This is a genomic window from Pseudoflavonifractor sp. An184, from assembly GCF_002160305.1.
Lineage (GTDB): Bacteria > Bacillota > Clostridia > Oscillospirales > Oscillospiraceae > Lawsonibacter > Lawsonibacter pullicola.
Genome location: NZ_NFKI01000029.1, coordinates 1 through 26782, shown reverse-complemented (window position 1 = coordinate 26782; position 26782 = coordinate 1). Strand labels below are relative to the sequence as shown.

Annotated in this window: 18 protein-coding genes and 1 pseudogene; 16 read left to right on the top strand and 3 right to left on the bottom strand. The window is 54.0% G+C overall.

Features of this window, described 5'->3' with window-relative positions; genetic code table 11:
* The first annotated feature begins 353 nt into the window (after window positions 1–353).
* The 8 genes and pseudogenes from B5F19_RS10525 (at window position 354) to B5F19_RS10490 (ending at window position 12815) form a co-directional block, all read left to right on the top strand.
* Window positions 354–6545, top strand: a complete 6192-nt coding sequence (locus B5F19_RS10525) for an SNF2-related protein (protein ID WP_242972786.1) — start codon at window positions 354–356, stop codon at window positions 6543–6545.
* Between the two features lies 1 nt (window position 6546).
* A pseudogene (locus tag B5F19_RS10520) lies at window positions 6547–7239 on the top strand (DUF3849 domain-containing protein); the annotation flags it as partial.
* Window positions 7240–7607: 368 nt separating this feature from the next.
* Window positions 7608–7952, top strand: a complete 345-nt coding sequence (gene mobC / locus B5F19_RS10515) for a plasmid mobilization relaxosome protein MobC (RefSeq protein ID WP_087290293.1) — start codon at window positions 7608–7610, stop codon at window positions 7950–7952.
* 164 nt (window positions 7953–8116) lie between these two features.
* The gene (locus B5F19_RS10510) at window positions 8117–8428 is read left to right on the top strand and encodes a hypothetical protein (protein ID WP_087290291.1); all 312 of its coding nucleotides are present in this window, start codon (window positions 8117–8119) and stop codon (window positions 8426–8428) included.
* The gene (locus B5F19_RS10505; protein WP_087290289.1) at window positions 8425–8724 is read left to right on the top strand and encodes a CD1845 family protein; all 300 of its coding nucleotides are present in this window, start codon (window positions 8425–8427) and stop codon (window positions 8722–8724) included. The genes B5F19_RS10510 and B5F19_RS10505 overlap by 4 nt, the downstream gene beginning before the upstream one ends.
* A 307-nt stretch (window positions 8725–9031) precedes the next feature.
* Window positions 9032–11095 carry an RNA-directed DNA polymerase gene (locus tag B5F19_RS10500; protein ID WP_140394213.1) on the top strand — a complete coding sequence of 688 codons (2064 nt, stop codon included), beginning with the start codon at window positions 9032–9034 and terminating at the stop codon, window positions 11093–11095.
* A gap of 87 nt (window positions 11096–11182) precedes the next feature.
* On the top strand, window positions 11183–12595 hold the full coding sequence (locus tag B5F19_RS10495; protein WP_087290285.1) for a relaxase/mobilization nuclease domain-containing protein: 1413 nt from the start codon (window positions 11183–11185) through the stop codon (window positions 12593–12595).
* The gene (locus B5F19_RS10490) at window positions 12561–12815 is read left to right on the top strand and encodes a hypothetical protein (protein WP_087290283.1); all 255 of its coding nucleotides are present in this window, start codon (window positions 12561–12563) and stop codon (window positions 12813–12815) included. Before B5F19_RS10495 ends, B5F19_RS10490 begins: the two co-directional genes overlap by 35 nt.
* Here the strand turns inward: B5F19_RS10490 and B5F19_RS10485 are convergent.
* Entirely contained in the window at window positions 12774–14087 is a 1314-nt protein-coding gene (locus tag B5F19_RS10485; protein ID WP_087290281.1) for an MATE family efflux transporter, read from the bottom strand. The genes B5F19_RS10490 and B5F19_RS10485 overlap by 42 nt on opposite strands.
* A gap of 182 nt (window positions 14088–14269) precedes the next feature.
* On the bottom strand, window positions 14270–14797 hold the full coding sequence (locus B5F19_RS10480; protein ID WP_140394212.1) for a TetR/AcrR family transcriptional regulator: 528 nt from the start codon (window positions 14795–14797) through the stop codon (window positions 14270–14272).
* A gap of 170 nt (window positions 14798–14967) precedes the next feature.
* Between B5F19_RS10480 and B5F19_RS10475 the strand changes: the two genes are divergently transcribed.
* From B5F19_RS10475 to B5F19_RS10450, 6 genes are all read left to right on the top strand, one after another.
* On the top strand, window positions 14968–16725 hold the full coding sequence (locus B5F19_RS10475) for an ABC transporter ATP-binding protein (RefSeq protein WP_087290276.1): 1758 nt from the start codon (window positions 14968–14970) through the stop codon (window positions 16723–16725).
* Complete coding sequence (locus B5F19_RS10470) at window positions 16722–18521, top strand: ABC transporter ATP-binding protein (RefSeq protein ID WP_087290275.1); 1800 nt, start codon at window positions 16722–16724, stop codon at window positions 18519–18521. Before B5F19_RS10475 ends, B5F19_RS10470 begins: the two co-directional genes overlap by 4 nt.
* 56 nt (window positions 18522–18577) lie before the next feature.
* Window positions 18578–19963 carry an MATE family efflux transporter gene (locus B5F19_RS10465; RefSeq protein ID WP_087290273.1) on the top strand — a complete coding sequence of 462 codons (1386 nt, stop codon included), beginning with the start codon at window positions 18578–18580 and terminating at the stop codon, window positions 19961–19963.
* Complete coding sequence (locus tag B5F19_RS10460; protein ID WP_087290271.1) at window positions 19953–20336, top strand: metal-dependent transcriptional regulator; 384 nt, start codon at window positions 19953–19955, stop codon at window positions 20334–20336. The genes B5F19_RS10465 and B5F19_RS10460 overlap by 11 nt, the downstream gene beginning before the upstream one ends.
* Window positions 20337–20402: 66 nt before the next feature.
* A complete protein-coding gene (locus B5F19_RS10455) occupies window positions 20403–21020 on the top strand; it encodes a cytidylate kinase-like family protein (protein ID WP_087290269.1) in 618 nt (205 codons plus the stop codon).
* A 109-nt stretch (window positions 21021–21129) separates the two neighbouring features.
* Window positions 21130–21312, top strand: coding sequence for a cysteine-rich KTR domain-containing protein (locus B5F19_RS10450; protein ID WP_087290268.1), 183 nt, complete (start codon window positions 21130–21132; stop codon window positions 21310–21312).
* A 51-nt stretch (window positions 21313–21363) separates the two neighbouring features.
* On the opposite strand, the gene B5F19_RS10445 is transcribed toward B5F19_RS10450, so the two are convergent.
* Entirely contained in the window at window positions 21364–21714 is a 351-nt protein-coding gene (locus B5F19_RS10445; RefSeq protein WP_087290266.1) for a helix-turn-helix transcriptional regulator, read from the bottom strand.
* 298 nt (window positions 21715–22012) lie between these two features.
* Between B5F19_RS10445 and B5F19_RS10440 the strand changes: the two genes are divergently transcribed.
* Both B5F19_RS10440 and B5F19_RS10420 read left to right on the top strand, forming a co-directional pair.
* The gene (locus B5F19_RS10440) at window positions 22013–22429 is read left to right on the top strand and encodes a sigma-70 family RNA polymerase sigma factor (RefSeq protein WP_087290264.1); all 417 of its coding nucleotides are present in this window, start codon (window positions 22013–22015) and stop codon (window positions 22427–22429) included.
* Between the two features lie 2388 nt (window positions 22430–24817).
* Window positions 24818–26782 (top strand): TetM/TetW/TetO/TetS family tetracycline resistance ribosomal protection protein (locus B5F19_RS10420; RefSeq protein ID WP_140394216.1); only part of this gene is annotated, 1965 nt, incomplete at its 3' end.

The following is a 26782-nucleotide window of genomic DNA, read 5'->3' as shown; positions in this document are numbered from 1 at the left end:
AGACGGCAAAACCCACCCTCCGGGAGCTGCATGAGCGATACAAGCCCATCGTGCTGGAGGCCGTTACCCAGGACATCAGATACCGGAACGCCTGCGGTCACAGTGATTATGAAAACGCTATGATCGAGTGTAATGCTGCTGTGCGCCGCGCCATTCTTGATTCCCACGATATAGAGCTGATCCGCCTGTTCTCTGATGTGCCGGAATTTCGCCAGCGGCTGCACCGAGAAGTGGCAGACGAAACCTATCCCAAGCTCCATGAGCTGCTGCGTCCTCTCTCGGACAATGACATTGACCGGGCTATCCAGGAGTGGAATGGCAGGATCGAGAGCAAACACGCCGTTGTCCGCTACATGAGAGACCATGCGCGGGAGAAAGACACCGCCGCATGGCTGGCTCGTGAATTTGACGGCGGCGACGGCAAAACTCCGTTTGCGGTTCGCCCGGAAAGCCCCGAAGGAACGGCGCTTCCCTGGCCCAAGGTACAGCGCCGGATTGCCCAGCTCATCAAGGAGGATCGCTTCTACACCCAGGTCGAACAGGACAATCTGGACGATGTGGACCCCATCGCCATCCGGGAGGCCCTGGCCCAGCGCGGCATTGTGGACGGTCATGTGGTGGACCCGGAAAAGCTGGACAACGATCCCTTTATTCAGCAGGTCATGCGGGATGTGGAGGCCATATCCAGGGAGACCGCCCAAGCAGACCAGCCGGAACAGCCTTCCTCCGGCAATTCGCGTGTTCCCGTGTCAGACGAAGAATACGCTGCGGCCCGTGGCACGGTCAGGGAGCGGACTTCTTATGATCCAACAGTCCCTCCCTACCATGTGGGGGATATTGTCTATCTGGATGACCGCACTCACCAGATCACAGAGCTGCGGGATGACACGGTGGAGCTGCTGCCCACGGGCATGAGCTATCCCATCTACCGGGCCGAGCGTCAGGAACAGTTTGAGCAGCTTCTTCGGGCAGATAACCGCAACGACTTCTATACCGAGTTTCTTCCGGCAAACCCGGATGCGGTGGACCAGGACCTGCGGGATGTGCTGGCACATGGCCTGATCGGTGAGGCGGACAAGGCGGAGCTTTCCCAGCTGCTGCACAACGGCAAGAGCAACCGGGAGGTTGCCCTGTGGCTGAGCCGGGCCTATCCCAACATTGTGGAAACGATGGAGCTGGAGACCGGCGACACCGCCGACTACCGCACAATGCCTGAAGGTATCGAGCTGGAAGTGCTGGGCGCAGAGGAAAAGCGGCTGGCCATGCTGTTTTTCCGCTGGGACGAAGTTGCGCCTTTGCTGCGCGGGCTGTATGCCCGTCAGCTGGACGGTTTTGGACAGGAACGCCCGGAACCGGCTGCCGAACCCCCGGCTTATCACGCCGAGACGGTGGTTGTCTATCCGGGCGATAAGAACCATCTGCCCTATGATGTGGTGGTTCAGACCCTGCGGACCAATGAGCCGGAGCCGCCCGCACCTGCCGCTGAGCCGGAGAAAGCCCCGGATGAAGTGCTGGACGAACACCCTGTATCCGTTCAGGTCAATGGCGAGTGGCAGACTTTCCCCAATGCCAGGGCTGCCGAGGAAGCCGCCTATGGGGAGTACAAGGAGAACTTGCGCCGCAGCGCCGAGAATTTCCACATCACCGACGATCACCTGGGCGAAGGCGGCCCCAAAGCCAAGTTCCAGGCCAATATTGAAGCAATCAAGCTGCTGAAATACCTGGAGGAAACCACCGGGCAGGCAACGCCGGAGCAACAGCAAGTCCTCTCCCGGTATGTGGGCTGGGGCGGCCTTGCCGATGCCTTTGACCCCGACAAGGAAAGCTGGAGCAAGGAATATGCCCAGCTGAAGGAGCTGCTGACCCCGGAGGAATACGCCGCCGCCAGAGGCTCTACCCTCAACGCCCACTACACCAGCCCCACGGTGATCCGCGCCATCTATGAGGCCGTGGGCCGCATGGGATTTGAGACCGGCAACATCCTGGAGCCGTCCTGCGGTGTGGGTAATTTCTTCGGTATGCTGCCGGAGGAAATGCGAAACAGCCGTCTGTATGGCGTGGAGCTGGATTCCATCAGCGGGCGGATCGCCCAGCAGCTCTACCCCAAGGCTGACATTACCGTGGCAGGGTTTGAGACCACCGACAGGCGGGACTTCTATGACCTTGCCATCGGCAATGTACCTTTCGGCCAGTATCAGGTCCGGGACAAAGCCTATGACAAGCTGAATTTCAACATCCACAACTACTTTTTCGCCAAGGCGCTGGACCAGGTGCGTCCCGGCGGCGTGGTGGCTTTTGTCACCAGCCGCTACACGATGGACGCCAAGGATTCTACTGTGCGCCGGTATCTGGCCCAGCGCGCCGAGCTGCTGGGAGCCATCCGTCTGCCCAACAACGCCTTCCGCGCCAATGCCGGGACTGAGGTTGTGTCGGACATCGTTTTCCTGCAAAAGCGGGATCGTCCGCTGGACATTGTGCCGGAGTGGACGCAGACTGGCCAGACCGAGGATGGCTTTACTATCAACCGCTATTTCTTGGACCACCCGGAGATGGTGCTGGGGCGTCCCACCGCCGAAAGCACCCAATACGGCAAGCAGGATTACACCGTGGCCCCCATCGAGGGGCTGGAGCTGGCCGATCAGCTGCATGATGCCGTGAAGTACATTCGCGGCACCTACCAGGAGGCCGAGTTGCCGGAGTTGGGCGAAGGCGAAGCCATCGACACTTCCATCCCCGCCGACCCCAATGTGAAGAACTACTCCTACACCGTGGTGGACGGAGCTGTGTATTTCCGGGAGAACAGCCGCATGGTGCGGCCTGACCTCAACGCCACCGCCGAGGCCCGTGTCAAAGGCATGGTGAGGCTGCGGGATTGCGTCCAGGAATTGATCGACCTGCAAATGGACGCCGCCACGCCGGACAGCGAAATCCGGGAGAAGCAGGCGGAGCTGAACCGGCTCTATGACGAGTTTTCCGCCAAGTACGGCCTTATCAATGACCGGGCGAACCGGCTGGCCTTTGCCGATGATTCCAGCTATTATCTGCTCTGCGCGTTGGAGATCGTGGACGAGGACGGCAGGCTGGAGCGCAAGGCGGATATGTTCACCAAGCGGACCATCAAGCCCCATGAGGCGGTGACTTCCGTGGACACCGCCAGCGAAGCTCTGGCTGTATCCATCGCGGAAAAGGCCCGTGTGGATATGGAGTACATGGAACAGCTTACCGGCAAGACCAGCGACGAGCTGGCCTCTGAGCTGCAAGGCGTGATCTTCCGCCTGCCTGGGCCGGTGCCGGAGGGAGAACGGCCTGCCTATGTGACCGCCGACGAATACCTGTCCGGCAATGTGCGGCGCAAGCTGCGTCAGGCACAGCGGGCGCTGGAGGTCAGCGAGATTTTCCGTCCCAATGTGGAGGCGCTGGAAAAGGCGCAGCCCAAAGACCTGGACGCTTCGGAGATCGAGGTGCGCCTGGGCGCTACCTGGATCGACAAGGAGTACATTCAGCAATTCATGTATGAGACCTTCAACACCCCGTACTACCTCCAGCGCGCCATCCAGGTCAATTACGCCTCTTACACCGCCGAATGGCAGGTCACGGGCAAAAGCTCTGTTTCTGATAACGATGTGGCGGCCTATACCACCTACGGCACCAGCCGCGCCAACGCCTACCGGCTGCTGGAGGATGCTTTGAATCTGCGGGATGTCCGTATCTATGACACCGTAGAGGACGCAGACGGCAAGGAACGCCGGGTGCTGAACGCCAGAGAGACCACGCTGGCCGCCCAAAAGCAGCAGGCCATCCGGGACGCTTTCCGCGATTGGATTTGGAGAGACCCGGAGCGCCGCCAAGCCCTGGTGCGCCAGTACAACGAGGAAATGAACTCGACCCGGCCCCGCGAATACGACGGGTCCCACATCACCTTCGGCGGCATGAACCCGGCCATCACCCTGCGGGATCACCAGCTGGGAGCTATCGCCCATATTCTCTATGGCGGCAATACGCTGCTGGCACACGAGGTGGGCGCGGGCAAGACTTTTGAGATGGTGGCCGCTGCGATGGAGGCCAAGCGCCTGGGACTGTGCCAGAAGTCCCTGTTCGTTGTTCCCAATCATCTGACCGAACAATGGGCGTCGGAGTTCCTGCGGCTCTATCCATCCGCCAAAATCCTGGTCACGACCAAAAAGGACTTTGAGACCCATAACCGGAAGAAGTTTTGCGCCCGGATCGCCACCGGCGACTACGATGCCGTTATCATCGGCCACTCGCAGTTTGAAAAAATCCCCATCAGCCGGGAGCGCCAGGAGCGGCTCCTTCAGGAGCAGATCGACGAGATCACCGAGGGCATTGCCGAGGTGAAGTACAGCGGCGGTGAGCGTTTCACGGTCAAGCAGCTGGAACGCACCAAGAAATCCCTGGAGGCGAGACTGGAAAAGCTCCAGGCCGAGGGCAGCAAGGACGATGTGGTGACTTTCGAGCAGCTGGGTGTGGACCGCCTATTCGTCGATGAAGCGCACAACTACAAGAACCTGTTTTTATACACCAAGATGCGGAATGTGGCGGGCCTCTCCACCAGCGACGCCCAAAAGTCCAGCGATATGTTCGCCAAGTGCCGCTACATGGACGAGATCACCGGCAGCCGGGGGGTTATCTTTGCCACCGGCACGCCGGTCAGCAACTCCATGACCGAGCTTTACACCATGCAGCGGTATCTCCAGTATGAACGGCTGCAAGAGCTAAAAATGGTCCATTTTGACTGCTGGGCGTCGCGCTTTGGTGAGACGGTAACGGCGCTGGAGCTGGCACCGGAAGGCACCGGCTACCGGGCGCGTACCCGCTTCCCCAAGTTTTTCAATCTCCCGGAACTGATGAACCTATTCAAAGAGGTGGCGGACATCAAAACCGCCGATCAGCTCCATCTGCCCACGCCGGAGGTGGAATACCACAACATTGTGGCCCAGCCTACTGAACACCAAAAAGAGATGGTGCAGGTTCTCTCCGAGCGCGCCTCCAAGGTACACAGCGGCAGCGTTGACCCATCGGAGGACAATATGCTCAAGATCACCGGCGATGGCCGCAAGCTGGGGTTGGACCAGCGTATCATCAACCAGCTGCTGCCAGATGAACCCGGCACCAAGGTCAACCAATGTGTCGCAAATATCATGCAGATCTGGCGGGACGGTGAGGCCGACAAGCTGACCCAGCTGGTGTTCTGCGATATTTCCACACCCCAGGCGGCCCCTGCGAAAAAGGCGGCCAAGGCGCTGGACAACCCCACGCTCCATGCGCTGGAACAGGCTGTGCCGCTGGACGAGCCGGAGCCGGTCTTTACCGTCTATGAGGACATCCGGCAAAAGCTCATCGCCCAGGGGATGCCCGCCGATCAGATCGCGTTCATCCATGAGGCCAACACCGAAGTCAGAAAAAAAGAGTTGTTCGCCAAGGTCCGCACCGGCCAGGTGCGTGTCCTGCTGGGCAGCACCGCCAAAATGGGCGCTGGCACCAATGTGCAGGACCGCCTGGTGGCGCTCCATGACCTGGACTGCCCGTGGCGGCCGGGAGACCTTGCCCAGCGCAAGGGCCGTATTGAGCGCCAGGGCAACCAAAATCCCCTGGTCCATGTGTACCGCTATGTAACGGAAGGGACTTTTGACGCTTATCTCTGGCAGACGGTGGAGAACAAACAGAAATTCATCAGCCAGATTATGACTTCCAAATCGCCGGTGAGAAGCTGCGACGATGTGGACGAAACGGCATTATCCTTTGCCGAGATCAAGGCCCTGTGCGCCGGAGACCCCCGTATCAAGGAGCGCATGGACCTGGATGTGGAGGTCTCCAAGCTGAAGCTGATGAAAGCTGACCACCAGAGCAAGCAGTATCGTCTGGAGGACCAGCTGCTGAAATACTTCCCGGAGGAAATTGAAAAGCACAAGGGCTTTATCCAGGGGTTTGAGGCAGACCTGGAGACCCTGGCCGCCCATCCTCACCCGGAGGATGGCTTTGCCGGGATGGAGATCCGGGGCGATGTGCTGACCGACAAAGAAAACGCCGGTGCAGCCCTGCTGGACGCCTGTAAGGAGGTCAAAGGCTCCGAGCCTGTGCAGATCGGCAGCTACCGGGGCTTCACTATGTCCGTGGAGTTTTCGGCCTGGAAACAGGAATATACGCTCCTGCTGAAAGGCCAGATAACCCACCGGGCAAGCCTCGGCACAGACCCACGCGGCAACCTGACCCGCATTGACAATGCGCTCTCTCAAATGCCCCAGCGCCTGGAGGCGACCAAGGCCCAACTGGACAATCTGTACCAGCAGCAGGCCGCCGCCAAGGAGGAAGTGGGCAAGCCTTTCTCTTATGAGGATGATCTGCGGGTAAAGTCCGCCCGTCTGGTGGAGCTGGACACGCTTCTGAATCTGGACGGCAAGGGCCGCTCTCAGCCGGAGTCCGTGATCGCCAAGAGCGCACGGCCCTCGGTGCTGGACAGCTTGAAGCGTCCGGTGCCGCCCCGTAGCCCCGAAAAGAAACCGAAACAGCATGAGGAGGTGCGATAACATGAATACCAACGATCTGAATACGGCCCTCTATGAGAAGATGGCCGCTGAACAGGACAAATACCGGGACTGGCTGAAAAGCCAGCCCCCGGCAGAGGTCCTGAACCACGCCTACGAATACACCGTCCGGGAGGACATCGTGATGGCGATGGAGGAACTGGAGCTGACCGCTGCCCAGGCCCAGGCGCTGCTGGATTCGCCCACGCCGCTGGCCGATGTGTACCGTTACTTTGAGAAATTGGAGACCGGCTACATGGATGTGGTCCGGGACAGCATTGAGAACCGGGCCGATGATGCTTGCAAGGCCCAGGCGGAGCTTCGGAAAGCCGCCATTTACCCTCACTCCGCTGCCTATGCGAAAGAGCATGGAGAGCTGGAGCAGTACAGGGCCTCCAACAACGCCAATCTCCAATGCAAGGAGGCCATTGAAGCGGCGGCGCGGGAACACTTCGACGGGATGTATCTCAGTCACGATGCCGCCAAGGGCGTGATCGAGACCTACGGCATGGACCGGGTCATGCTGGTCCTTGCCAACACCGTCCAGCTCCAGGACTGGGATGGGCGCTACTCACCCCGCAACAAGGAATGGGCAAAGACCATCCCCAACTACAACTCCGATACCGTCCGGTGTGGGTATGCCCTGAACAGCCACCCCGCTGTTTTGAACGGGTTTATTGATCTGGTGCGCGAGGAACATCTGCGCCGCCAGCCCTTGACGGCAGAGGACATCCAGGCAGAGGCAGAACGGATTTTGCGGGAGCTGCGCGCACCGGATATGCCGAACAGCCCCCACGGGACCCATTACATGGCCCGCATTTCCCCGGAGTTTCTGAATCGTGCCGGGAGCAAAGACCATGATCGGCTGATGAATCTCCTGCCGTTTCGCAGTCTGGCTTTTACCAGCATGAAAGGACTGCCTGGGACCTATGCTACCATCCTGGCCAGCGAGGACCGCTCCAAGGAGCTGCGCCAGCCCCGGCCCTCTGTTCGGGAGCATTTGAAGCAGGAGCCGAAACAGGCAGCCCCCAAAGCTCCGGCCCATAAGAAACGGGAGCCGGAGCGGTGAGTGCCCCGAAGCGCAAACGGGAGGTCCAAGTGAATTTCCGGGTCTCCCCGGAGGAGCTGGCGCTGATCGAGCAGAAAATGTCCCAACTTGGGACAAAGAACCGGGAAGCCTATCTGCGGAAGATGGCCCTGGACGGTTATGTGGTGCAGCTGGACCTGCCGGAGCTGAAGGGGCTGGTGTCCCTGCTGCGCCGGAGCAGCAACAATCTGAACCAGCTTACCCGCCGGGTGCATGAGACCGGGCGTGTCTATGACGCTGACCTGGAGGATATAGCCCAGCGGCAGGAGCAGTTATGGGAGGGCGTGAAGGAAATCCTGACCCAGCTCTCCAATCTTTCGTGACAGGGGTATATATTCCATCTGCGGAGGGAGGAACGGCGTTCTTTTCGCCGCGCCTCCCTCCGCTTTTTCTTTTTGTCCGCATCCTTGCCTTTTGACAGGGCTTGCCGGATAATAAAGGCAGATAGCAAAATGTTCTCACATCTCACAAAGGAGTTGAGATACCGATGTTGACCTTTGAAAAGGTTTTAGAGATTTTCGAGGACTATCTGGCGCAGGATATGGAGCTGGAAGTCTACAAGAGCCGGTACGGATATGTCTGTGTGTCCTTCAACGGCTCGCCCCCGGACCCGCCCTATTGCGAGGGTGATGTGTGCCGGACCCCGGAGGAACTATTTGACCATCTGCTGGTCGAGTACGAATCCTTTGCCTCCATTCAGCTGACAAAGGGACGCCGGGAAGAAAACGAGGCCGACGAGGATCAGGTCCGCCGTCTGTGCCAGAAGTATTTGGATCGTCGAGAGGAGGCCATGAAATGACCGTATTGAAACTGATTTTGAAGATTGTGATTGCGCCGGTGATCCTGCTGCTCACCCTGGCCATCTGGATTTGCGTGGGGCTGGTCTATGTGTCCGGCTTGGTGCTGGGACTGCTCAGTACGGTGATTGCTCTGCTGGGCGTGGCCGTCCTGGTGACATACTCCCCGCAGAACGGTCTCATCCTGCTGGTAATTGCGTTTCTCATAAGTCCCTTTGGGCTGCCGAAGCTGGCCTTTTGGCTGCTGGGCAAGGTGCAGGATTTTCGGTATTTATTGCAAGATTCAATCTATAGATGAACAAAACACCCCATTTGGTACGGTATCTAAACCGATCATATGGGGTGTTTTAATATAAACCTGTCACATTATCTATGATTAAATTATTTGATTAAACGCAATATGTTGAAGAAGATACCTTAAAGGTATATACTGTAAAAATAGGTTGAAATGTATCAGAATGCCTAGAACTATTGATGTATCTGAAAATAGCAACCTCATCTAAAGATAATATTAATACAAGAATTTTGTCCGAGTCAGCTTGGACAATAAATATTCTGTCAGGATCGTTGTTCAAGCTGCAAAAGAGGTGGATTAGTTGTTTTCAATGAGAGATATTGCCAAACAGGACAACCTGCTCCTAGCATATAATCGTCTATTAACCAATCCAGAGAGTACCTATAAAAATTTTTTTAGAGATACTTATTCTGCGTATGGAATGGCTATTAGTAAAAATATTGCTTTATTACATAAGAAAGTAAAATCTGGATATTTGCCGGTTGATACGGTTCGTGTATTTATGCCCAAAGCAAATGGCTTAAGTAGAATGTATACTTTGATGTCCATCGAGGATCAAATTGTATATCAAGCATATGCGAATGTTTTAGCAGAAGCTTTAGTAACAAATCCAAAGGTAAAAAGGCGATACAAGAAAAGTGTATTTGGCAATTTATATTCCAATGCTGATAGTTTGTTCTTTTATCAGAAATGGCAAGATTCCTATAAAGCTTATACGAAAGCTATAATTAAGGCATATGAAAATGGAAACAAATATATTGCCTCATTTGACCTTACGGCTTGTTATGACAGTATAAATCATCATCTGTTACGAACTATATTAAAGGACAAATGCCACTTTAGTGATAATTGTGCTGATCTGTTTATTCAATTACTGGCTCGATGGGAGTCATCGGACGGTTTGGAACTTGCTACTGGAATACCTCAAGGCCCCCAAGCATCTGGGATAGTAGCAGAGGCAGTTTTACAAGAATATGATTTATATATTGAGAGACTACAAAAACAGATTCCCTTTCGCTATTTTCGATATGTAGATGATATTCGTATCCTTGCTGATAATGAGGAAACTGTTCGCTGGGTGTTATTTCTTTTAGACAAAAAGAGTAAAGAGCTAGGATTATTTCCTCAGTCATCTAAAATTGCTATTCATGAGATTTCAAATATTGATGATGAAATTAAACGCATCAGTAAACCATTATTCGAAGATGAACTTGATGATGAGAAAAAACCAGACATAGCTGTAAATGCAATAAAGTTATTGATGAAGGAAGAACCCGCTGATCTTACAACGATCAAACGCTATTTTCAATATGTAAAGCAAGACACAAAATCAAATAAACTAGCTATTGCTGCGGTTGAAAAATTCCCTAATATGATTCACTCGTTTGCATCCTATGTGCAAAGGTATCCTAGAAGAATACCTCCGACCATTAGCAATTATATTTATAAATGTTGTCAAGATAAGACCCAACAATTCTCTTCAGGCATATTGTTGCAGGCTGTTATCGGTAATCTAAATGATAAAGATGCACACAGATTTACAGAACTTGCAAAACAGTTACTTAATGCAGATAAAAAGAGTAGCTTTATTATAGATAGTAGATACCGTTTACAACTAATCGCATTCATCCTTTTGTATGATTCCAAATTTGGAAGTAGGCAGAAAAACTACATTAAGAAAAGTAACTGGTGGGTTAGAAGCAATGTGGTTTATCAGGCGCAAAAAAATGGTTCCTTAAATAAACTTGGACCGTCTTTTATTGAAGAATATATCAAGTCTCAAGAGTGCGAGTTAGCTACATCTGGTGCATACTGCTATTTACTGGCCCCGATGCCTAATAATTTGCCCCCAGTTAATACGCTTTCTCCATATGCTCAAAACATATTTAAACAAGCTGGAGTAATAAAACGAAATAGATATTCCAATAGTCAGATTCAACGATATTTGAAGGAGTTGGCAAACATTCAGCAAAAACTTCAATGGAAAAAGAAGTTAGGGAAAGATCATGATCAAATTGAGAGGACATTATTTACTGCAATAGGCTATTGGAAAACAGATCTCACTGCATTTGTAAACATTTGGGACACGATGGACGATAGGATTTGTAGTCTAATTACAAAGGATCATCCGGAACTGGGCGGCTACACACTTGGAAAGATTGGAGCGATAGTGCAAAGTAGAGGATTTATCAGCAATATGCCTAAATTTCACAAAATGTGCATGGAGTTACATCAACTACGACTTCATTCACATTTATCACATTCTGAAATCAAGAGTACTCATCAGTATACGGGGCCAATCCCTCAAAACAAGAGAAGGTTGATTATTAAGCTCATAAAGGAAGGTGTTGAAGAACTAATTCAATATTGGTAACTCATTACAACATTTTTTGTAATAATGATTCACACGGCGGTCTGCTTCGGCAGGCCGCTATTCTTTTTCAAGGGAGGTATCGTAGTAATGGCAACCACACGCATCATGCCGCTGCATATCGGCAAGGGCCGGACCGAGAGCCGTGCCATCAGCGCGATTATCGACTATGTGGCCAATCCGCAAAAGACAGACCACGGCAAGCTCATCACCGGCTACGAGTGCGACAGCCGTGTGGCCGACGCCGAGTTTATGTTGGCCAAGCGCCAGTATATCGCCGCCACCGGACGGGTTCGTGGAGCGGACGATGTGATCGCTTACCATGTCCGTCAGTCCTTTTGTCCTGGGGAGATCACCCCGGAGGAGGCCAACCGGTTGGGCGTGGAGTTTGCCAAGCGGTTCACCAAGGGCAAACACGCCTTTATCGTCTGCACTCACATCGACAAAGCCCATGTCCATAATCATATCATTTGGAGTTCGGTCAATCTGGACTGTGACCGGAAGTTCCGCAACTTTTGGGGCAGCACGAAAGCTGTCCGGCGTTTGAGCGACACCATTTGCATTGAGAACGGGCTGTCCATTGTAGAGAATCCCAAGCCCCACGGAAAGAGCTACAACAAGTGGCTGGGCGACCAGGCGAAACCGTCCCATCGGGAATTGCTCCGTGTTGCCATTGATAAAGCCCTGGCACAAAAGCCTGCTGATTTGGACGAGCTGCTGAAGCTGCTCCGGGAATCCGGCTGCGAAGTATCCGGGCGCGGCAAATCCTACCGCTTGAAACTCCCCGGCTGGAGCAAAGTGGCCCGTCTGGACAGTCTGGGTGATGGCTACACCCTGGAGGACCTGCTGGCTGTCCTCGCCGGTCAAAAGGAGCATACGCCCCGTCAGAAACCGGTCAAGCAGGCAGATCCGTCCAAGGTCAATCTGCTAGTTGACATCCAGGCAAAGCTCCAGGCCGGAAAAGGTGCCGGGTATGTGCGGTGGGCCAAGGTTTTTAATCTGAAACAGATGGCACAGACCGTGAACTATCTCACCGAGCATAACCTGCTGGAGTATGCTGTGCTGGAGGAAAAGGCTGCGGCGGCCACGGCCCACCACAATGAGCTATCTTCAAAAATCAAGGCAGCGGAGAAACGCATGGCGGAGATTGCTGTGCTGCGGACCCATATCATCAACTATGCCAAGACCCGTGACACCTATGTGGCTTACCGGAAGGCCGGTTACTCCAAGAAATTCCGCGAGGAACATGAGGAGGAACTCCTGCTCCATCAGGCGGCCAAAAAAGCCTTTGACGATATGGGGGTCAAGAAGCTGCCCAAGGTCAAGGAGCTGCAAGCCGAGTATGCTCGGCTGCTGGAGAAAAAGAAAAAGACCTATGCCGAGTACCGGCGCTCCCGCGAGGAAATGCGGGAGCTGTTGGCAGCAAAGGCCAATGTGGATCGGCTCTTAAACATGGAGGCGGAACACGATGCCGAAAAAGAAAAAGACCGCGACCAGCGGTGAGCTGGTCATGGTCAAAAGCGTCCATCGGACGCGCAGCCGCAGAATGAAATTCTGCGTTCATGGGGGCTTGGGGGATACCCTCAACAAGCAGCGCCGGAAGCCGGATGGCTATCCAGGGGCATTGCTTGCCGATTTTATCCCGAATTTGAAATATGTGGCTGATTTCCAATCAAATTTTTTACCGATAAGCAAGCTGCGAACATCTATTAAAAAATATTGATAACACCAGCGTGATGCACTCCGCTGCCAGCGGCGCCAGCCAGATCACGCCCTCTCCCAGCAGCGCCGGCATCAGGAAAATACACGCCGCTTTGACCACGATTCCCCGGCTGACGGCGATCACATCCGCCTGAACCGTTCGCTTGGTGGAGTAAAAATAGGCGGTAAAAATCAGGTTCAGCGCCATGGGGATGAAGGAGAGGGCAAACAGGGGCAGGGCTTTGGACGCGGCATCCACCAGCGCCGGTTCCTGGTTGAAGATGCGGATCACCGGGACCGCCAGCAGGAACAGGAACCCATATACCAGTACCGACAGCGCCGCGTTGATGGTTATCCCGTCCCGCAGCAGTGATTTCAGGCCGCCCGTATCTTTCTGCCCGTAGTGATTGCCCCACAGAGGCTGCAACCCCTGGGCCACGCCGGAGAGGATCGCGTTTGCCAGCGAATAGATAAAGCTGAGGACGCTGAAGGTGGAGACGCCCATGTCCCCCACCAGATGGGCCAACACCAGGTTATAGCAGAACGCGGTGACCGGCGTGTTGAGCTGGGAGACCGCCTCCGGCACGCCGCGCTTGCAGATTTTTCCCATGAGCGGAGCAGACAGGTGGAACCCGCTCAACCGCAGGCTGCCCCGCTTGCGGATGAAATGGGTGAGCAGAACCAAAACAGCGGAGATCTGCCCCAGGCCGGAGGCGACCGCCGCGCCGATCACTCCCATCTGGAAGGGGAAAATGAACAGCCAGTCCAGAAAGATGTTGGCTACCGCACCCACCGCCATACCCAGGAAGGAGAGGGCCGGCGAACCATCGTTCCGCACGAAGGTGGACAGGCAGGTACTCATGAGCATGGGGATGGAAAAGGCGGAGTAATAAAACAGATAATCCACTGCCATATCCCGCATCTCGCGGCTGAGCTGCGCGCCGCCGCTGAGATCCACAATCGGCCCGGCAAATACCATTCCCACAACCGTCAGGATGGCCGATACCAGCAACGTCAGCACCACTGAGGTCATAAACGCCTGGTTGGCTCCTTTTTCATCCCCCCGCCCCATGCGGATAGCGACCACCGTAGCGCCGCCCATGGGAAACATAGCGGCAATGGCGACCACCGAAGTGATAAACGGCACTCCGATATTGACCGCGCCCAGGGCGGCGGCTCCCACTCCCTGGCCTACGAAAATCCCGTCCACCACATTGTAGAGATAGGTCATGAACAGGCCGCCTACTGCGGGGAACACATACCGGGGGATCTCTTTTCTCTGTGTGTTTGTCATTGTGAAAAGCACCTCCATCGTTTGATTGATTGCGGCGCTGTCCCCAACGGCATAAAAAAGAAGCGGGACAGGCCCCAACGGGCTTATCCCACTTCAACAATCTCATTGGATTGCAAGTCCTCTGACAAGCAATTTTAGCTTAACACGGCTGCCCCGCAATGTCAAGGAAGGGTTTGCCTGTTTCAAATTTTCTTCAGCAGCCCCATCATATAATCCACCATTTCTTCCGGCGTCTCCACAAAGCCGGTGGAGCACCATTTATGGATGATCCCTTCGATCATGGACAGCTTGGCTGCTGTGTCATATTTTTCATGAAGTGTGGCAGTCCCTCTGTTTCGCTCTAACTGTGCAATTTTTGCGTGGAGGCTGCTCGTGATAAATTCCTGGTTGAATTTGTTTTCCGGGCAAAAGCTGCGGAAATGTTTTTGAAAGCCATACAGATAGCCAAACAGGAACTCCCGCGCTTTCCGCTCATTCGGATGGGCCAGCAGCTCTCGCAGGTCCTCCAGAAAGGTGTCTGCCATTTTGTCCGTCAGGCTTTCGATCACATCCGCTGTGGAGGAAAAGTTTCGGTAAAACGAAACTCTGGCCACCTCCGCTTTTTGGATCAGGTCGGTTACGGTGATTTCCGGGAATGGCTTTTCTTCCATCAAATGAACCAGCGCGACCTCAATGCGCTCCTTTACGGTTTTCCCTTCTGATACTGTCATGATACAACATTCCCCCTTTTTGTACCATTTGTGCGAGGTTTATTGATTAGCCAAGGCTAACGATATATGATATAACTCAAATGAAACAATATGTTTCATCTCTGGTGAAAGAATATCACAGAGGGGAGAAGAAATCAAGGGCAAACCCGGAAAGGAGTTCTTTTTTATTTATGCTTAGGCTACTGCGATACCTGACAAAGCGGGAATGGGCGCTGGTGGCTGTCTCCATTTTGTTTATCGTGGCGCAGGTCTGGATGGAGTTGACCATGCCGGATTATATGTCAGAGATCACAACGCTTTTGCAGCGCGGTGGCAGTACACCGGGAGAGATCCTGCGCTCCGGCGGGATGATGCTGCTGTGCGCCTTGGGCAGCCTTTTTGCCGCTATGGTCACGGCAGTCTGCGCCGCCGGCATTTCCGCAAGCTGCGGCCGCATTTTGCGCGGAAAATTATTTGCGAAGGTACAGTCCTTTTCTATGGAGGAGGTCGGTCGATTTTCAACTGCCAGCCTGATTACACGCTCCACTAACGATGTGACCCAGGTACAGACCCTGTTGGTCATGGGGTTGCAGACCATCGCAAAGGCTCCCATTATGGCGGTGTGGGCCATCTGGAAAATTGCCGGAAAGGGCTGGGAGTGGACGCTGGCTACAGGGATCGCTGTCCTGCTCCTGTTGGCGGTGCTTCTGGTCTGCCTGGGGCTGGCGGTCCCTAAGTATCGGAACATCCAGGTTCTCACGGATGAAATAAACCGGGTCACGAGGGAAAATCTGACCGGTCTGAAGGTCATCCGGGCTTATAACGCTGAGGAATACCAGGAACAGAAATTTGAGCATTGCAATGAAAAGCTGACCCACGACCAGCTTTTTGCCATGCGGGCGATAGCTTTTGTCATGCCCACCATGTATTTTGTCATGAGCGCCCTGACCCTGGCGGTCTACTGGATCGGCGCAGTGTTGATCAATCAGGCGGGCATGACAGAAAAAATCACCCTGTTTTCGGACATGGTGGTGTTTTCCCAATATGCCATGCAGGTCATCATGTCCTTTATGATCCTGGTTTCTATCTCAATGAGCCTGCCCCGCGCTGCGGTATCTGCGAAGCGTATCCTGGAAGTGCTGGAAACAAAGCCTACGATCCTGGACGGCAGCAGAACACAGGGAGTAAGCGGGAAGGCAGGCGAGGTGGAATTTAGGGATGTTACCTTTCAATACCCGGACGCCGAGCAGCCCGTTTTGTCCCACATTTCGTTTACGGCAAAGCCTGGGGAAACGGTGGCGATTATCGGTTCCACCGGCTGCGGCAAGAGTACCATTGTCAATCTGATCCCCCGGTTTTATGAGGCTACGCAGGGCCAGGTGCTGGTGGATGGGATCAACGTGAAGGACTACTCCCAGCGTGCCCTGCGGAACAAGATCGGCTATGTTTCTCAGACCGCCGCCCTGTTCACGGGGACCATACGCTCCAATATTGCCTTTGGGGAGAACGGGAAGGAAGCCGCTGATGATGCTACGATCCGCAAGGCCGCCGAAACTGCCCAGGCATCGGAATTTATCGAAACAATGGACGGCGGCTACAACGGCTTTGTTGCCCAGGGCGGAGCAAACCTGTCCGGCGGGCAGAAGCAGCGGCTCTCCATTGCCCGCGCCATTGCCAGAAAGCCGGAGATCCTTATCTTCGATGATTCCTTCTCCGCACTGGATTACAAGACGGACAAGATTCTCCGCCGCGCGCTGGAACGGGAGTGCAGAGACACCACCCGCATCATCGTGGCCCAGCGGATCGGCACCATCCGAGACGCTGATAAAATTCTGGTTCTGGACAAAGGCAGGCTGGTCGGCACAGGCACCCATGAGGAATTGATGAAAAGCTGTGCCGTTTATCAGCAAATTGCCCTCTCCCAGCTTTCCAAGGAGGAGTTGGCATGAGTACATGGAATAATAAAACCGCTCACCGGCCGTTGAGCTGGAAAGAACAGAAAAAAATATATAGCCACTTATTCTCCCTTTGCAGGCGCTACCTTTGGCTGATTGCGTCTGCCGTCATTCTGGAGGCCGCCGGTTCGGTCCTGACCCTGTTGGGGCCGGATCAGCTCTCCCGCCTTACAGACTGCATCACGGACGGGATCGCGTCCCAAATCGATCTGCATCAGGTCGCCTCCATCGGGTTGACCCTGGTGTGCTTTTACTGCGGCAGCTACCTGTTGACCGCAGCCCAGGGCTGGATCATGGCTACGGTGGCCCAGCGGCTGTCCCGCGGGCTGCGCTCGGACATTTCCCACAAAATCAACCGCCTTCCCATGCAGTATTACAACCGTACCACGGTTGGGGACATCCTCTCCAGGGTTACCAACGATGTGGATATGGTGGGGCAGTCGCTGAACCAGAGTGTCAGCAATTTGGTGCTGGCGGTGATCCTGTTCGCCGGCAGCCTCATCATGATGGCCTATACCAATCTTCTGATGGCGGTGACCGCCGTAGCGGCCAGCAGCGTCGGCTTTGTAGCCATGACATTTTTGACCGGCAGGAGCCAGAAATATTTTCGGATGCAGCAGCAGAACCTGGGAAAGCTCAACGGCCACATTGAGGAAATCTACACCGGGCACACAGTCGTGAAGGCATACAACGGTGAGGCGGCGGCTCAGCGGACATTTGACGATTACAACGACCGCCTCGCAGGCAGTCATTTCCGGGCGCAATGCCTGTCAGGGCTGATGACACCTATCATGAATTTTGTCGGCAATTTTGCCTATGCGGCGGTCTGCGTAGTGGGCAGCGTGCTGGCTCTGACCGGACGCGCCAGCCTTGGCACCATTGTGGCATTTATGATGTATGTCCGCTACTTTACCCAGCAACTTTCCCAGGTTTCCCTATCCTTTCAGACGCTCCAATCAGCTGCTGCCGCAGGAGGTCGGGTGTTTGAGTTTCTGGATGCCGAAGAAATGCCGGATGAAGCCGGAAAGAAAACGGAGATCGGCCCTGTGCGTGGCAGCGTGGAATTTGACCATGTGAAGTTCGGCTACGGGGACGATCGAAAAGGCAAATGTGTCATTCACGATTTTTCCGCACAGGCAAAGCCAGGTCAGAAAATCGCCATCGTTGGGCCAACCGGGGCAGGCAAAACCACATTGGTCAATCTTTTGATGCGGTTCTATGAGCTGTGGAGCGGCGACATTCGCATTGACGGCGTGTCCACAAAGGATATGACCCGCGGCACGGTCCACGCTCAATTCTGCATGGTGCTTCAAGATACCTGGATATTTGAGGGAACGGTGCGGGAGAACCTGATCTACTGCACACAAGGGGTCAGCGATGAAAAGATGGAGGCCGCCTGCAAGCTGGTCGGTCTGGATCACTTCATCCGCACCCTGCCAAATGGGTATGACACCGTACTGAACGACCAGGTGAATTTGTCCCAAGGCCAGAAACAGCAGCTTACCATTGCCAGGGCCATGATCGCCGACCGCCCCATGCTGATCCTGGATGAAGCCACATCCTCAGTAGATACTCGTACAGAGCAGCAGATCCAGACGGCTATGGATCGGCTCATGAAAGGCAGGACTTCTTTTGTAATTGCCCACCGCCTGTCCACCATTAAGAACGCAGATTTGATTTTGGTTCTGAAAGACGGGGACATCGTGGAAAGCGGCAGCCATGAAGCATTGCTGAAGCAGAACGGTTTTTACGCGGAGTTGTATAACAGCCAATTTGAAAATGTTTCATAAGGGACTTTTCATTCGGCTGTGATGCAATAAAAATCAAAAATCAATGGAGGTACTTTATGAACGTAGAAGAACGACTCAGGACGGAACGGATCAGTAAGCTGCTGCTTACCTTTTCTGTTCCCAGCATTATTTCCTTAGTGATCACCGCAGTCTACAACATGGTAGACCAGATTTTCATTGGCCAGGGCGTCGGCTACCTGGGAAATGGAGCAACCAATGTCATTTACCCGCTGACCCAGGTGGCGCTGGCGCTTGGCCTGATGATTGGGGAAGGCGGCGCCAACTACATCAGCCTGCATCTGGGGGCGGGAGAGCGGGACAAGGTATCCCGTGCCGCAGCGGCGTCGATTGCCGCCTTGCTGGGATGCGGTATCGTGCTTGCCGCAGTCTATCTGGCGTTTCTGGAACCGCTCTGTATGCTGTTCGGGGCTACGGAACAGACGCTGCCCTATGCGCTGGATTATGGACGGATCATTTCCCTCGGCATGATCTGGAATGTTTTTTCCATCGGCTCTACCTCCCTGGTTCGGGCGGACGGACAGCCCGGCATGGCGATGGGAGGCATGATCGCCGGTTTCATCGTGAATATCATTGGCGACCCGGTTGCCATCTTCCTGCTGGGCATGGGAGTAAAGGGTGCCGCCTGGGCCACCATTTTGGGGCAGATGGCTACCGCTGTTGTCAACATCGTTGCCTTGCGCCGCTGCCGCACGATTCCTCTGGACCGCAGTTCTTTCTCCGGCTGTGTGGGGCTGATCCCCGCCGTGGCAAAAGGCGGGCTGTCCAGCTTTATGAGCCAGTTCACCATCGTCATTGTGTCCGCTGTTCAGAATAACCTGTATGTCTACTATGGCGCACAGAGCATCTACGGAAGCGATATTCCCATGACCACAATGGGTGTTACGGTTAAGATTTTTGTAGTGGTACAGTGCTTTGCACTGGGGCTCTCCAGCGGCAGCCAGCCCATCATCGGCTACAACTATGGCCGGGGACTGTATCAGCGGGTCAAAGATACCTACAAGACAATTCTGGTAGCGTCTGCCATCTTTTTGCTGGCGGCCACGCTTTGGTTCCAGCTTGCGCCCATGAGCATTGTCCGGCTATTTGGCGAAAGCGACCCGCTCTATCTGGAATTTGCGGTGAAATGCCTGCGGATCTATCTGCTGCTGATCGTTGTGGACGTGTTCCAAATGACGGGAAGCATCTTCCTGCAATCCCTGGGTCAGCCGGTGCGGGCCGCCATCCTTACCCTGATCCGGCAGATCATCATTGTGCTGCCTGCCATGTTCCTGTTAGGCCGGTGGTTCGGTGTGGAAGGCTTGCTCTGGTCCGGCCCAGTGTCTATGGGGCTGACCGCTATCGTGGCCGTTGCGTTTTTGAGAAAAGCGTGGAAAGGCTTATCGGAGGGGGGAAAGAAAGCAGGCGGATCGCATGAGGCATGATTCGGTGATCCGTTCCTCTGGCGAGGACTATCTGGAGGCTGTTCTGGTTCTTCAAAAGGAAAAGGGCGTTGTGCGCTCTATTGATGTAGCACGCTTTTTGGGAGTATCAAAGCCCAGTGTCAGCAACGCAGTCGATCTATTGCAAAAAGGCGGCTTTCTGATTAAAGACAGCGACTATCTCTTATCTTTAACGGATCTTGGCCGTGAGATCGCAGAACGGACATACGAAAAGCACCGCTTTTTCGCGGAACTGCTCACAAGTGCCGGCGTTGATTCGGCATTGGCGGAACAGGATGCCTGCCGGATGGAACACATGATCAGCCAGCAGTCTTTCGAGCGTCTGCGGGATGCTTACAATGCACATAAAGAATAGGGTATCTGTATGAAAGGCGAAAAACGCTTTAGATCGGCTCACTCAACATCAAAAAGGAGAATTTTTATGAACCGTATTATAACAATCAGCCGTGAATTTGGAAGTGGAGGCCGGGAAATCGGACGCCGCTTAGCGGAGAAAATGGGGATCGCCTATTACGACCAGGAGATCATCACGGAGTTAATGAAACGGACGGATTTTGCTGAGGAGTACGTCCGGCACATGGAGGAAACGGCTCCGATCCCGCTTCTTCCCATCACAACGGCGCACACCTTTGGCTCACCGACAAATTATGTCGTGGAACAAAATTTGAAGTTTTATATGCAGGAAAGCAAGGTGATTCGGGATTTTGCCGAGAAATCCGACTGCGTGATCGTTGGCCGCTGTGCGGACTACACATTAAGAGAGATGAACCCTGTTCGGATTTTTATTTATGCAGATATGGAGAGCAAAATTGCCCGTTGCCGGAGCAAAAATAGCGATGTAGATGCTCTGGATGACCGAGAGCTTCGACAGAAGATCATTTCTGTGGATAAAAAACGGGCACGATATTATAAATTTTATGTTGAGCAGGTATGGGGTGACAAAGCGAATTATGACCTCTGTATCAATACATCACGGTTTCCAGAGGTAAAGACGATTATTCCAGGATTGGAACAGTTGGTAACAGGTTTCGGCCATTGATCTGGTTCGGTGGAACAGGATGTCTGCCGGACTGGAAAGGGACAACTATTTCATGTTCACAGAACCAGACATACCATGCAGAGTCGTAATATGAAATAAGGCAAGCAAAATGAACCATAGAAAAGAGTCACGATGGATACACTGCCCGATTTGCGGCGGTAAAACGCGAACAAAAGTGTATGAAGATACCGTTTTGATCAAATTCCCGCTCTATTGCCCAAAGTGCAAACGGGAAATTTTGATTGACGTAGTAAAGCTGAAAATGGTGCCCAGCAAAGAGCCAGACGCTTAAAGTGCAGAGCCTGCTACCCGATGATCGGGAGGCAGGCTCTGCGTTTTTTACTTATTGAATTGTGATACCGCTCCTTGAGCGCAGCGCGGTCAAAACAGCCTCAATCACAGGAAGCAAAGTAGCCGCTTCGTCCTCGCTGCATTCATTGATGAGCAGACACGCACGATGGATTGATGGGCTGCCATCCTGTGGTCTATCCTCAAATAATTCTCTTGCGTCTATTTTCAGAACACGGACGACTTTGAATAGCGTTTCGAGCTTAGGGTTTCCGCGCCCCTTCTCCATATTGATGATAGTTCGCACGTCGGTGTCGCATCGCTCGGCTACTTCTTCTTGTGTGAGGCCGAGTTCTAACCGGGCAGTCTTTACGACATCAGCTAAATGTTGTGCGTATTGTTGCATCCTGATTCACCTCAAGGATATTCTACAATACACTTTCGTTCATTTTAATTCACCGCGTACCACCTTAAAACTGTATTGTAATGTATAAATGCAGTGAAAGGGGATGCACTTGAAACAAGGTACATTGGATAAAACCAACCAGTTTTACATGAATTTCAGTGTTTCACTCGAAAGCGGTATGCCCTTGTACCTGTACTCCAATACAGATTAAAAGAAGCCGGTAATTTACCCGGCTGCCGTTCCCCGCCTCCATTCGATTCACCCGTTTACAACGCTTGAATCGAACTGGAGGTCCATAATGAAAATCATCAATCTTCGGGAACTGTATCCCGATGTTTATAAAACAGATACCTATGTGGAAGTAACTGAGGAAGTGCTGGACGCTATCCAGGCCGCCCAGCGGATGGACGCGGCCTATGAGCGCCGTATGTACCGTCATAAGGCACACTACTCCTTTGACTATGGCAATGGCATTGAAAAGGCAACTGTGACCCATGTGCCGACCCCGGAAGATATTTTTGAGGCCAGACAGCAGCAGGAACGGTTGTACGCTGCGGTGATGTCCCTGCCGGAGAAGCAGGCTAAACGGCTCTATGCCCACTTCTATCTCGGCATGACGCCGGTGGAGATCGCGCACGCTGAAGGCGTTGATCCTGGCAGCGTCCGCCGCAGTATCCGCAACGGGCTGAAGCGGTTGGCAAAAAAATTCTGCTAATTTTCTCTGCCTATGCCTGTTTGAACTGTTTTTTGTCAGTACCTATAAGAAGGCTATTTTCCCTTCACAGGTACATTGACAACCGAATACACGGCAGAACAGGTACATAACCCGCGTATGAGCGAGTGCAGGACGCCGCGAAGATGGAGCAGCCAGGAGGTGATGGACAAGCTGTTTCGGAGCGATCAACGACCCTGTACCCCGGATAGTGGCACATCCGGCGCGATGAGGACGGGGGGGCTTAAAGATACTTCCTCACGGCCCGCCAAAGACTTGGGGGGAACCCTGCGGCGCACGCTACGAACGACGCTGCGGAGTTATGACAGCCGCGCCAGCGGAGACCTGTTCTGTCCCCGGCGTCAGGGGTGCGTGGCAAATGTGGCGTACTTATTATCAATGAAATAATGACAGCCGTACTGAAACTGTTGAACAACATTCCAGTACGGCTGTCTGCTTTGTGATATAAGAAAACGGAGGACACAATGGTTGCATCAGCTATTCATGGAGATGAAACTGTTGTCTGTATTCACGATGATTACTGCCAACGCATTGAGGCAGCGGAGATTGCACAAATCCTACTGAAAATTGGTAATCTCGTCTCAAATGCCTATCGCAGCATAGAGCAGATACAGAGCGAAACTTAAATATTAGCTTAATCGCTTCAAGTAAGCAAGGATATGGATGAATGCTGTCACACCTTTGCGAAATCACAAAGTGTTGCGTAAAATGATGACATAGTGATTCGCAGAAGGGAGGTGTGAGACTTGGAGCGATATTTGATGTATTTAAGGAAATCCCGGATGGATACCGATTTTGACGATGTTTCTGTTGAAGAAACATTAAATAGACATCGGCATATCTTGGAGGCTTTTTGCAAGGAACGGCGGTTGAATGTTGTTGAGACGCTGGAGGAAGTGGTTTCTGGTGAGTCACTCTCCGCACGCCCCAAGATGCTTCGTCTGTTGGATTTGGTCAACACAGGGATGTATGCAGGCGTAGTCTGTGTAGATATTGAGAGACTGTCCAGGGGCTCGTCTTTGGAGTCTGGCTACATCATGCAGGTTTTACAGACAAACAGCTGCAAGATTATCACACCATCTAAAACATACGATCTTCAAAATGAGTCGGATGAGCAGTTTACAGACATGAAGTTCATGTTCAGCCGATACGAACTGAAAACTATCACCAAGCGTCTGGTCAGAGGCCGTAACCAATCGGCATCTGAAGGAAAATTCCTTGGATCTATGGCTCCTTACGGGTATCGTTCTTACAAGTTGCCCGGTACAAAGGGTAGCAGCTTGCAAATCGAACCAGGCGAAGCGAAAATCGTACAAATGATTTTCGATATGTATGGGAGGCAAGGCATTGGGTATAACACCATAGCATATCAATTAAACCAGATGCACATTCCTTCTCGTACTGGCACATGGGGACAAACTTCTATCACAAACATCCTGAATAATGAGGTTTACCTGGGTGTGATTCGTTGGCGGCACGAGCCTACAAAGCGAATTGTAAAAGACGGAATGCTTGTAAAAAAGCGAGTTCAGTCTCGTGATTATGAGTTATACCAAGGCTTACACGAACCAATCATTACCCAGGAGCAATGGAACAGCGTTAAAGCTGTACAAAACAGCAGAAATCACGCATCTGTTCATAAAGACAAGCGATTGATGAACCCTTTTGCTTCAATTTTGTTTTGCGAGAAATGCGGAGCAGTTTTAAAAAGAAATGTCCCCGGAAAATCTCAGCATACTTCACCGTGGTATCGCTGCCCAACGCGAGGATGTAACTGTCGAACAATGAAATGCGACTTCGTTGAGGAAGCTGTAGTAAATGCGATGCGAGAATGGCTTTCTGAATATACGATTAAGGTGGAAACAGAGCAGCCCCCACAAACTGATCAAACTGAAACTGCACTAAACATGATTCGGCAGCAGCTTTTGGAGCTTCAATGCCAGCAAGATAAAATCTGCGAATATCTCGAAAAAGGTGTCTATACGGTGGAGATGTTTTCAAAACGCAATGATGCTTTGACCAGAGAAATGCATAAACTTCAGGAAGCGGAAGCAGACTTGCAAAAAAAGCACGCAACAAGAAATGGTGAGAAAAAAGCTGTGGAAGAACTTATTCCAACAACACAGCGTATTCTCGACAGCTATCCGCATCTGTCTGTTATAGAAAAAATAGTCTTTGGAAGATTGTGTTGGAGAAGATTACAGTGTTTCGCACACCAGAGGGTGAATTTAGCTTGCATCTCTATCCCAAACTTCCCAGATAAAGAAAAAACGATGCCTCGACTCGCGCCTCCTCTTATGATATACTATGTTAAGTATATTCTTATGAGAGGGGGCGCTTTTTGTGGGCGAACAGAAAGAAGAAAAGCCAATCAAACGAATATGTGCTGGTCTGTTGGCCCATGTGGACGCGGGCAAGACCACCCTGTCCGAGGGACTTTTGTACACCAGCGGCCAGCTGCGCCGCCTGGGCCGGGTGGACCACGGGGACGCCTTTCTGGACACCGACGCCCAGGAGCGGGAGCGGGGCATCACCATCTTCTCCAAGCAGGCGGTGCTCCCCCTGGAGTCCATGACCATCACCCTGCTGGACACCCCGGGACACGTGGACTTCTCCAGCGAGATGGAGCGCACCCTCCAGGTGCTGGACTACGCCATTCTGGTCATCAGCGGCACCGACGGGGTCCAGGGCCACACCCTCACCCTGTGGCGGCTCCTGTCCCGGTACCACACCCCCACCTTTCTCTTTATCAACAAGATGGACCTGGCGGGGGCCGACCGGGACGCCCTGCTGGAGCAGCTCCGGCAGAGGCTCAGCAGCGGCTGTGTGGACTTCTCCGCCCCGGAGGATGCGTGGCAGGAGGACGCCGCCGTGTGCGACGAGGGCATTTTGGAAAAATACCTGGAGACGGGGGCTCTGGAGGACCCCGACGTGATCTCCCTCATCCGGCACCGGAAGGTGTTCCCCTGCTGGTTCGGCTCCGCCCTGAAGCTGGAGGGGGTGACCGAGTTTCTTCGGGGGGTGGAGCGGTACGCCGTCCCGCCCCTCTACCCCCAGGAGTTCGGCGGGAAGGTCTTTAAGATCGCCCGGGACCCCCAGGGGGTGCGCCTCACCTATTTAAAGGTGACCGGGGGCTCCTTGAAGGTGAAGGATCTGCTCACCAACCGCCGCCCCGGCCTGCCCGAGGACCAGGTGTGGGAAGAGAAGGCCGACCAGCTGCGCATCTACTCCGGGGCCCAATATCGGGTGGTAGACCAGGTACCCGCCGGAGCGGTGTGCACCGTGGCCGGCCTGAGCCGCACCCACGCCGGGGAGGGGCTGGGCTTTGAGGGCGAGTCCCCCATCCCCCTGCTGGAGCCGGTCCTCTCCTACCAGGTCATTCTGCCCCAGGGGACCAATGTGCACACCGCCCTGAAGCAGCTGGGCCAGCTGGAGGAGGAGGACCCCCAGCTCCACATCGCCTGGAGCGAGCAGGCCCGGGAGATCCGGCTGCAGCTCATGGGTCCCGTGCAGCTGGAGGTGCTCACCCGCCTGATCCGGGACCGGTTCGGCCTGGAGGTGTCCTTCAGCACCGGCAGCATTCTCTATAAAGAGACCATCGCCGCCCCGGTGGTGGGGGTGGGCCACTTTGAGCCCCTGCGCCACTACGCCGAGGTCCACCTGCTCCTAGAGCCCGCCCCCCGGGGCTCCGGCCTCCGCCTGGCCACCGCCTGCCCCGAGGACGTGCTGGACCGGAACTGGCAGCGGCTCATCTTCACCCACCTGATGGAGAAGGAGCACCTGGGGGTGCTCACCGGCTCCCCCCTCACCGACGTGACCATCACCCTCCTCACCGGCCGGGCCCACGTGAAGCACACCGAGGGGGGCGACTTCCGCCAGGCCACCTACCGGGCGGTGCGCCAGGGCCTCATGCAGGCGGAGAGCGTTCTGCTGGAGCCCTGGTACGACCTGCGCCTCCTCCTGCCCCCGGACCAGGTGGGCCGGGCCATGTCTGACCTCCAGCGGATGGGGGGCGAGCTCCAGGCCCCGGAGGTCCTGGGGGACATGACCCTGCTCACCGGCTCCGCTCCCGTGTCCGGCCTCCAGGACTACGCCGCCCAGGTGGCCGCCTACACCCGGGGGATGGGGCGGCTCACCCTCACTCCGTCCGGGTACCGGCCCTGTCCCAATCAGGCGGAGATCGTGGCTCAAACCGGCTACGACGTGGAGCGGGATGTGGAAAACACCCCCGACTCGGTGTTCTGCGACCACGGGGCCGGGTACATCGTCAAGTGGGACCAGGTGAAGGCCCACATGCACCTGGACAGCGGCCTGGACTTCGGGGCGCCGGAGGAG

Excerpts from the sequence above, each read along its gene's own strand:
- B5F19_RS10485 (WP_087290281.1), bottom strand. The coding sequence starts at position 14,087 with ATGACAAACACACAGAGAAAAGAGATCCCCCGGTATGTGTTCCCCGCA.
- B5F19_RS10495 (WP_087290285.1), top strand. The coding sequence starts at position 11,183 with ATGGCAACCACACGCATCATGCCGCTGCATATCGGCAAGGGCCGGACC.
- B5F19_RS10460 (WP_087290271.1), top strand. The coding sequence starts at position 19,953 with ATGAGGCATGATTCGGTGATCCGTTCCTCTGGCGAGGACTATCTGGAG.
- B5F19_RS10500 (WP_140394213.1), top strand. The coding sequence starts at position 9,032 with ATGAGAGATATTGCCAAACAGGACAACCTGCTCCTAGCATATAATCGT.
- B5F19_RS10455 (WP_087290269.1), top strand. The coding sequence starts at position 20,403 with ATGAACCGTATTATAACAATCAGCCGTGAATTTGGAAGTGGAGGCCGG.
- B5F19_RS10470 (WP_087290275.1), top strand. The coding sequence starts at position 16,722 with ATGAGTACATGGAATAATAAAACCGCTCACCGGCCGTTGAGCTGGAAA.
- B5F19_RS10480 (WP_140394212.1), bottom strand. The coding sequence starts at position 14,797 with ATGACAGTATCAGAAGGGAAAACCGTAAAGGAGCGCATTGAGGTCGCG.
- B5F19_RS10450 (WP_087290268.1), top strand. The coding sequence starts at position 21,130 with ATGAACCATAGAAAAGAGTCACGATGGATACACTGCCCGATTTGCGGC.
- B5F19_RS10510 (WP_087290291.1), top strand. The coding sequence starts at position 8,117 with ATGTTGACCTTTGAAAAGGTTTTAGAGATTTTCGAGGACTATCTGGCG.
- B5F19_RS10445 (WP_087290266.1), bottom strand. The coding sequence starts at position 21,714 with ATGCAACAATACGCACAACATTTAGCTGATGTCGTAAAGACTGCCCGG.
- B5F19_RS10465 (WP_087290273.1), top strand. The coding sequence starts at position 18,578 with ATGAACGTAGAAGAACGACTCAGGACGGAACGGATCAGTAAGCTGCTG.
- B5F19_RS10475 (WP_087290276.1), top strand. The coding sequence starts at position 14,968 with ATGCTTAGGCTACTGCGATACCTGACAAAGCGGGAATGGGCGCTGGTG.
- B5F19_RS10505 (WP_087290289.1), top strand. The coding sequence starts at position 8,425 with ATGACCGTATTGAAACTGATTTTGAAGATTGTGATTGCGCCGGTGATC.
- B5F19_RS10440 (WP_087290264.1), top strand. The coding sequence starts at position 22,013 with ATGAAAATCATCAATCTTCGGGAACTGTATCCCGATGTTTATAAAACA.
- B5F19_RS10490 (WP_087290283.1), top strand. The coding sequence starts at position 12,561 with ATGCCGAAAAAGAAAAAGACCGCGACCAGCGGTGAGCTGGTCATGGTC.
- B5F19_RS10525 (WP_242972786.1), top strand. The coding sequence starts at position 354 with ATGAGAGACCATGCGCGGGAGAAAGACACCGCCGCATGGCTGGCTCGT.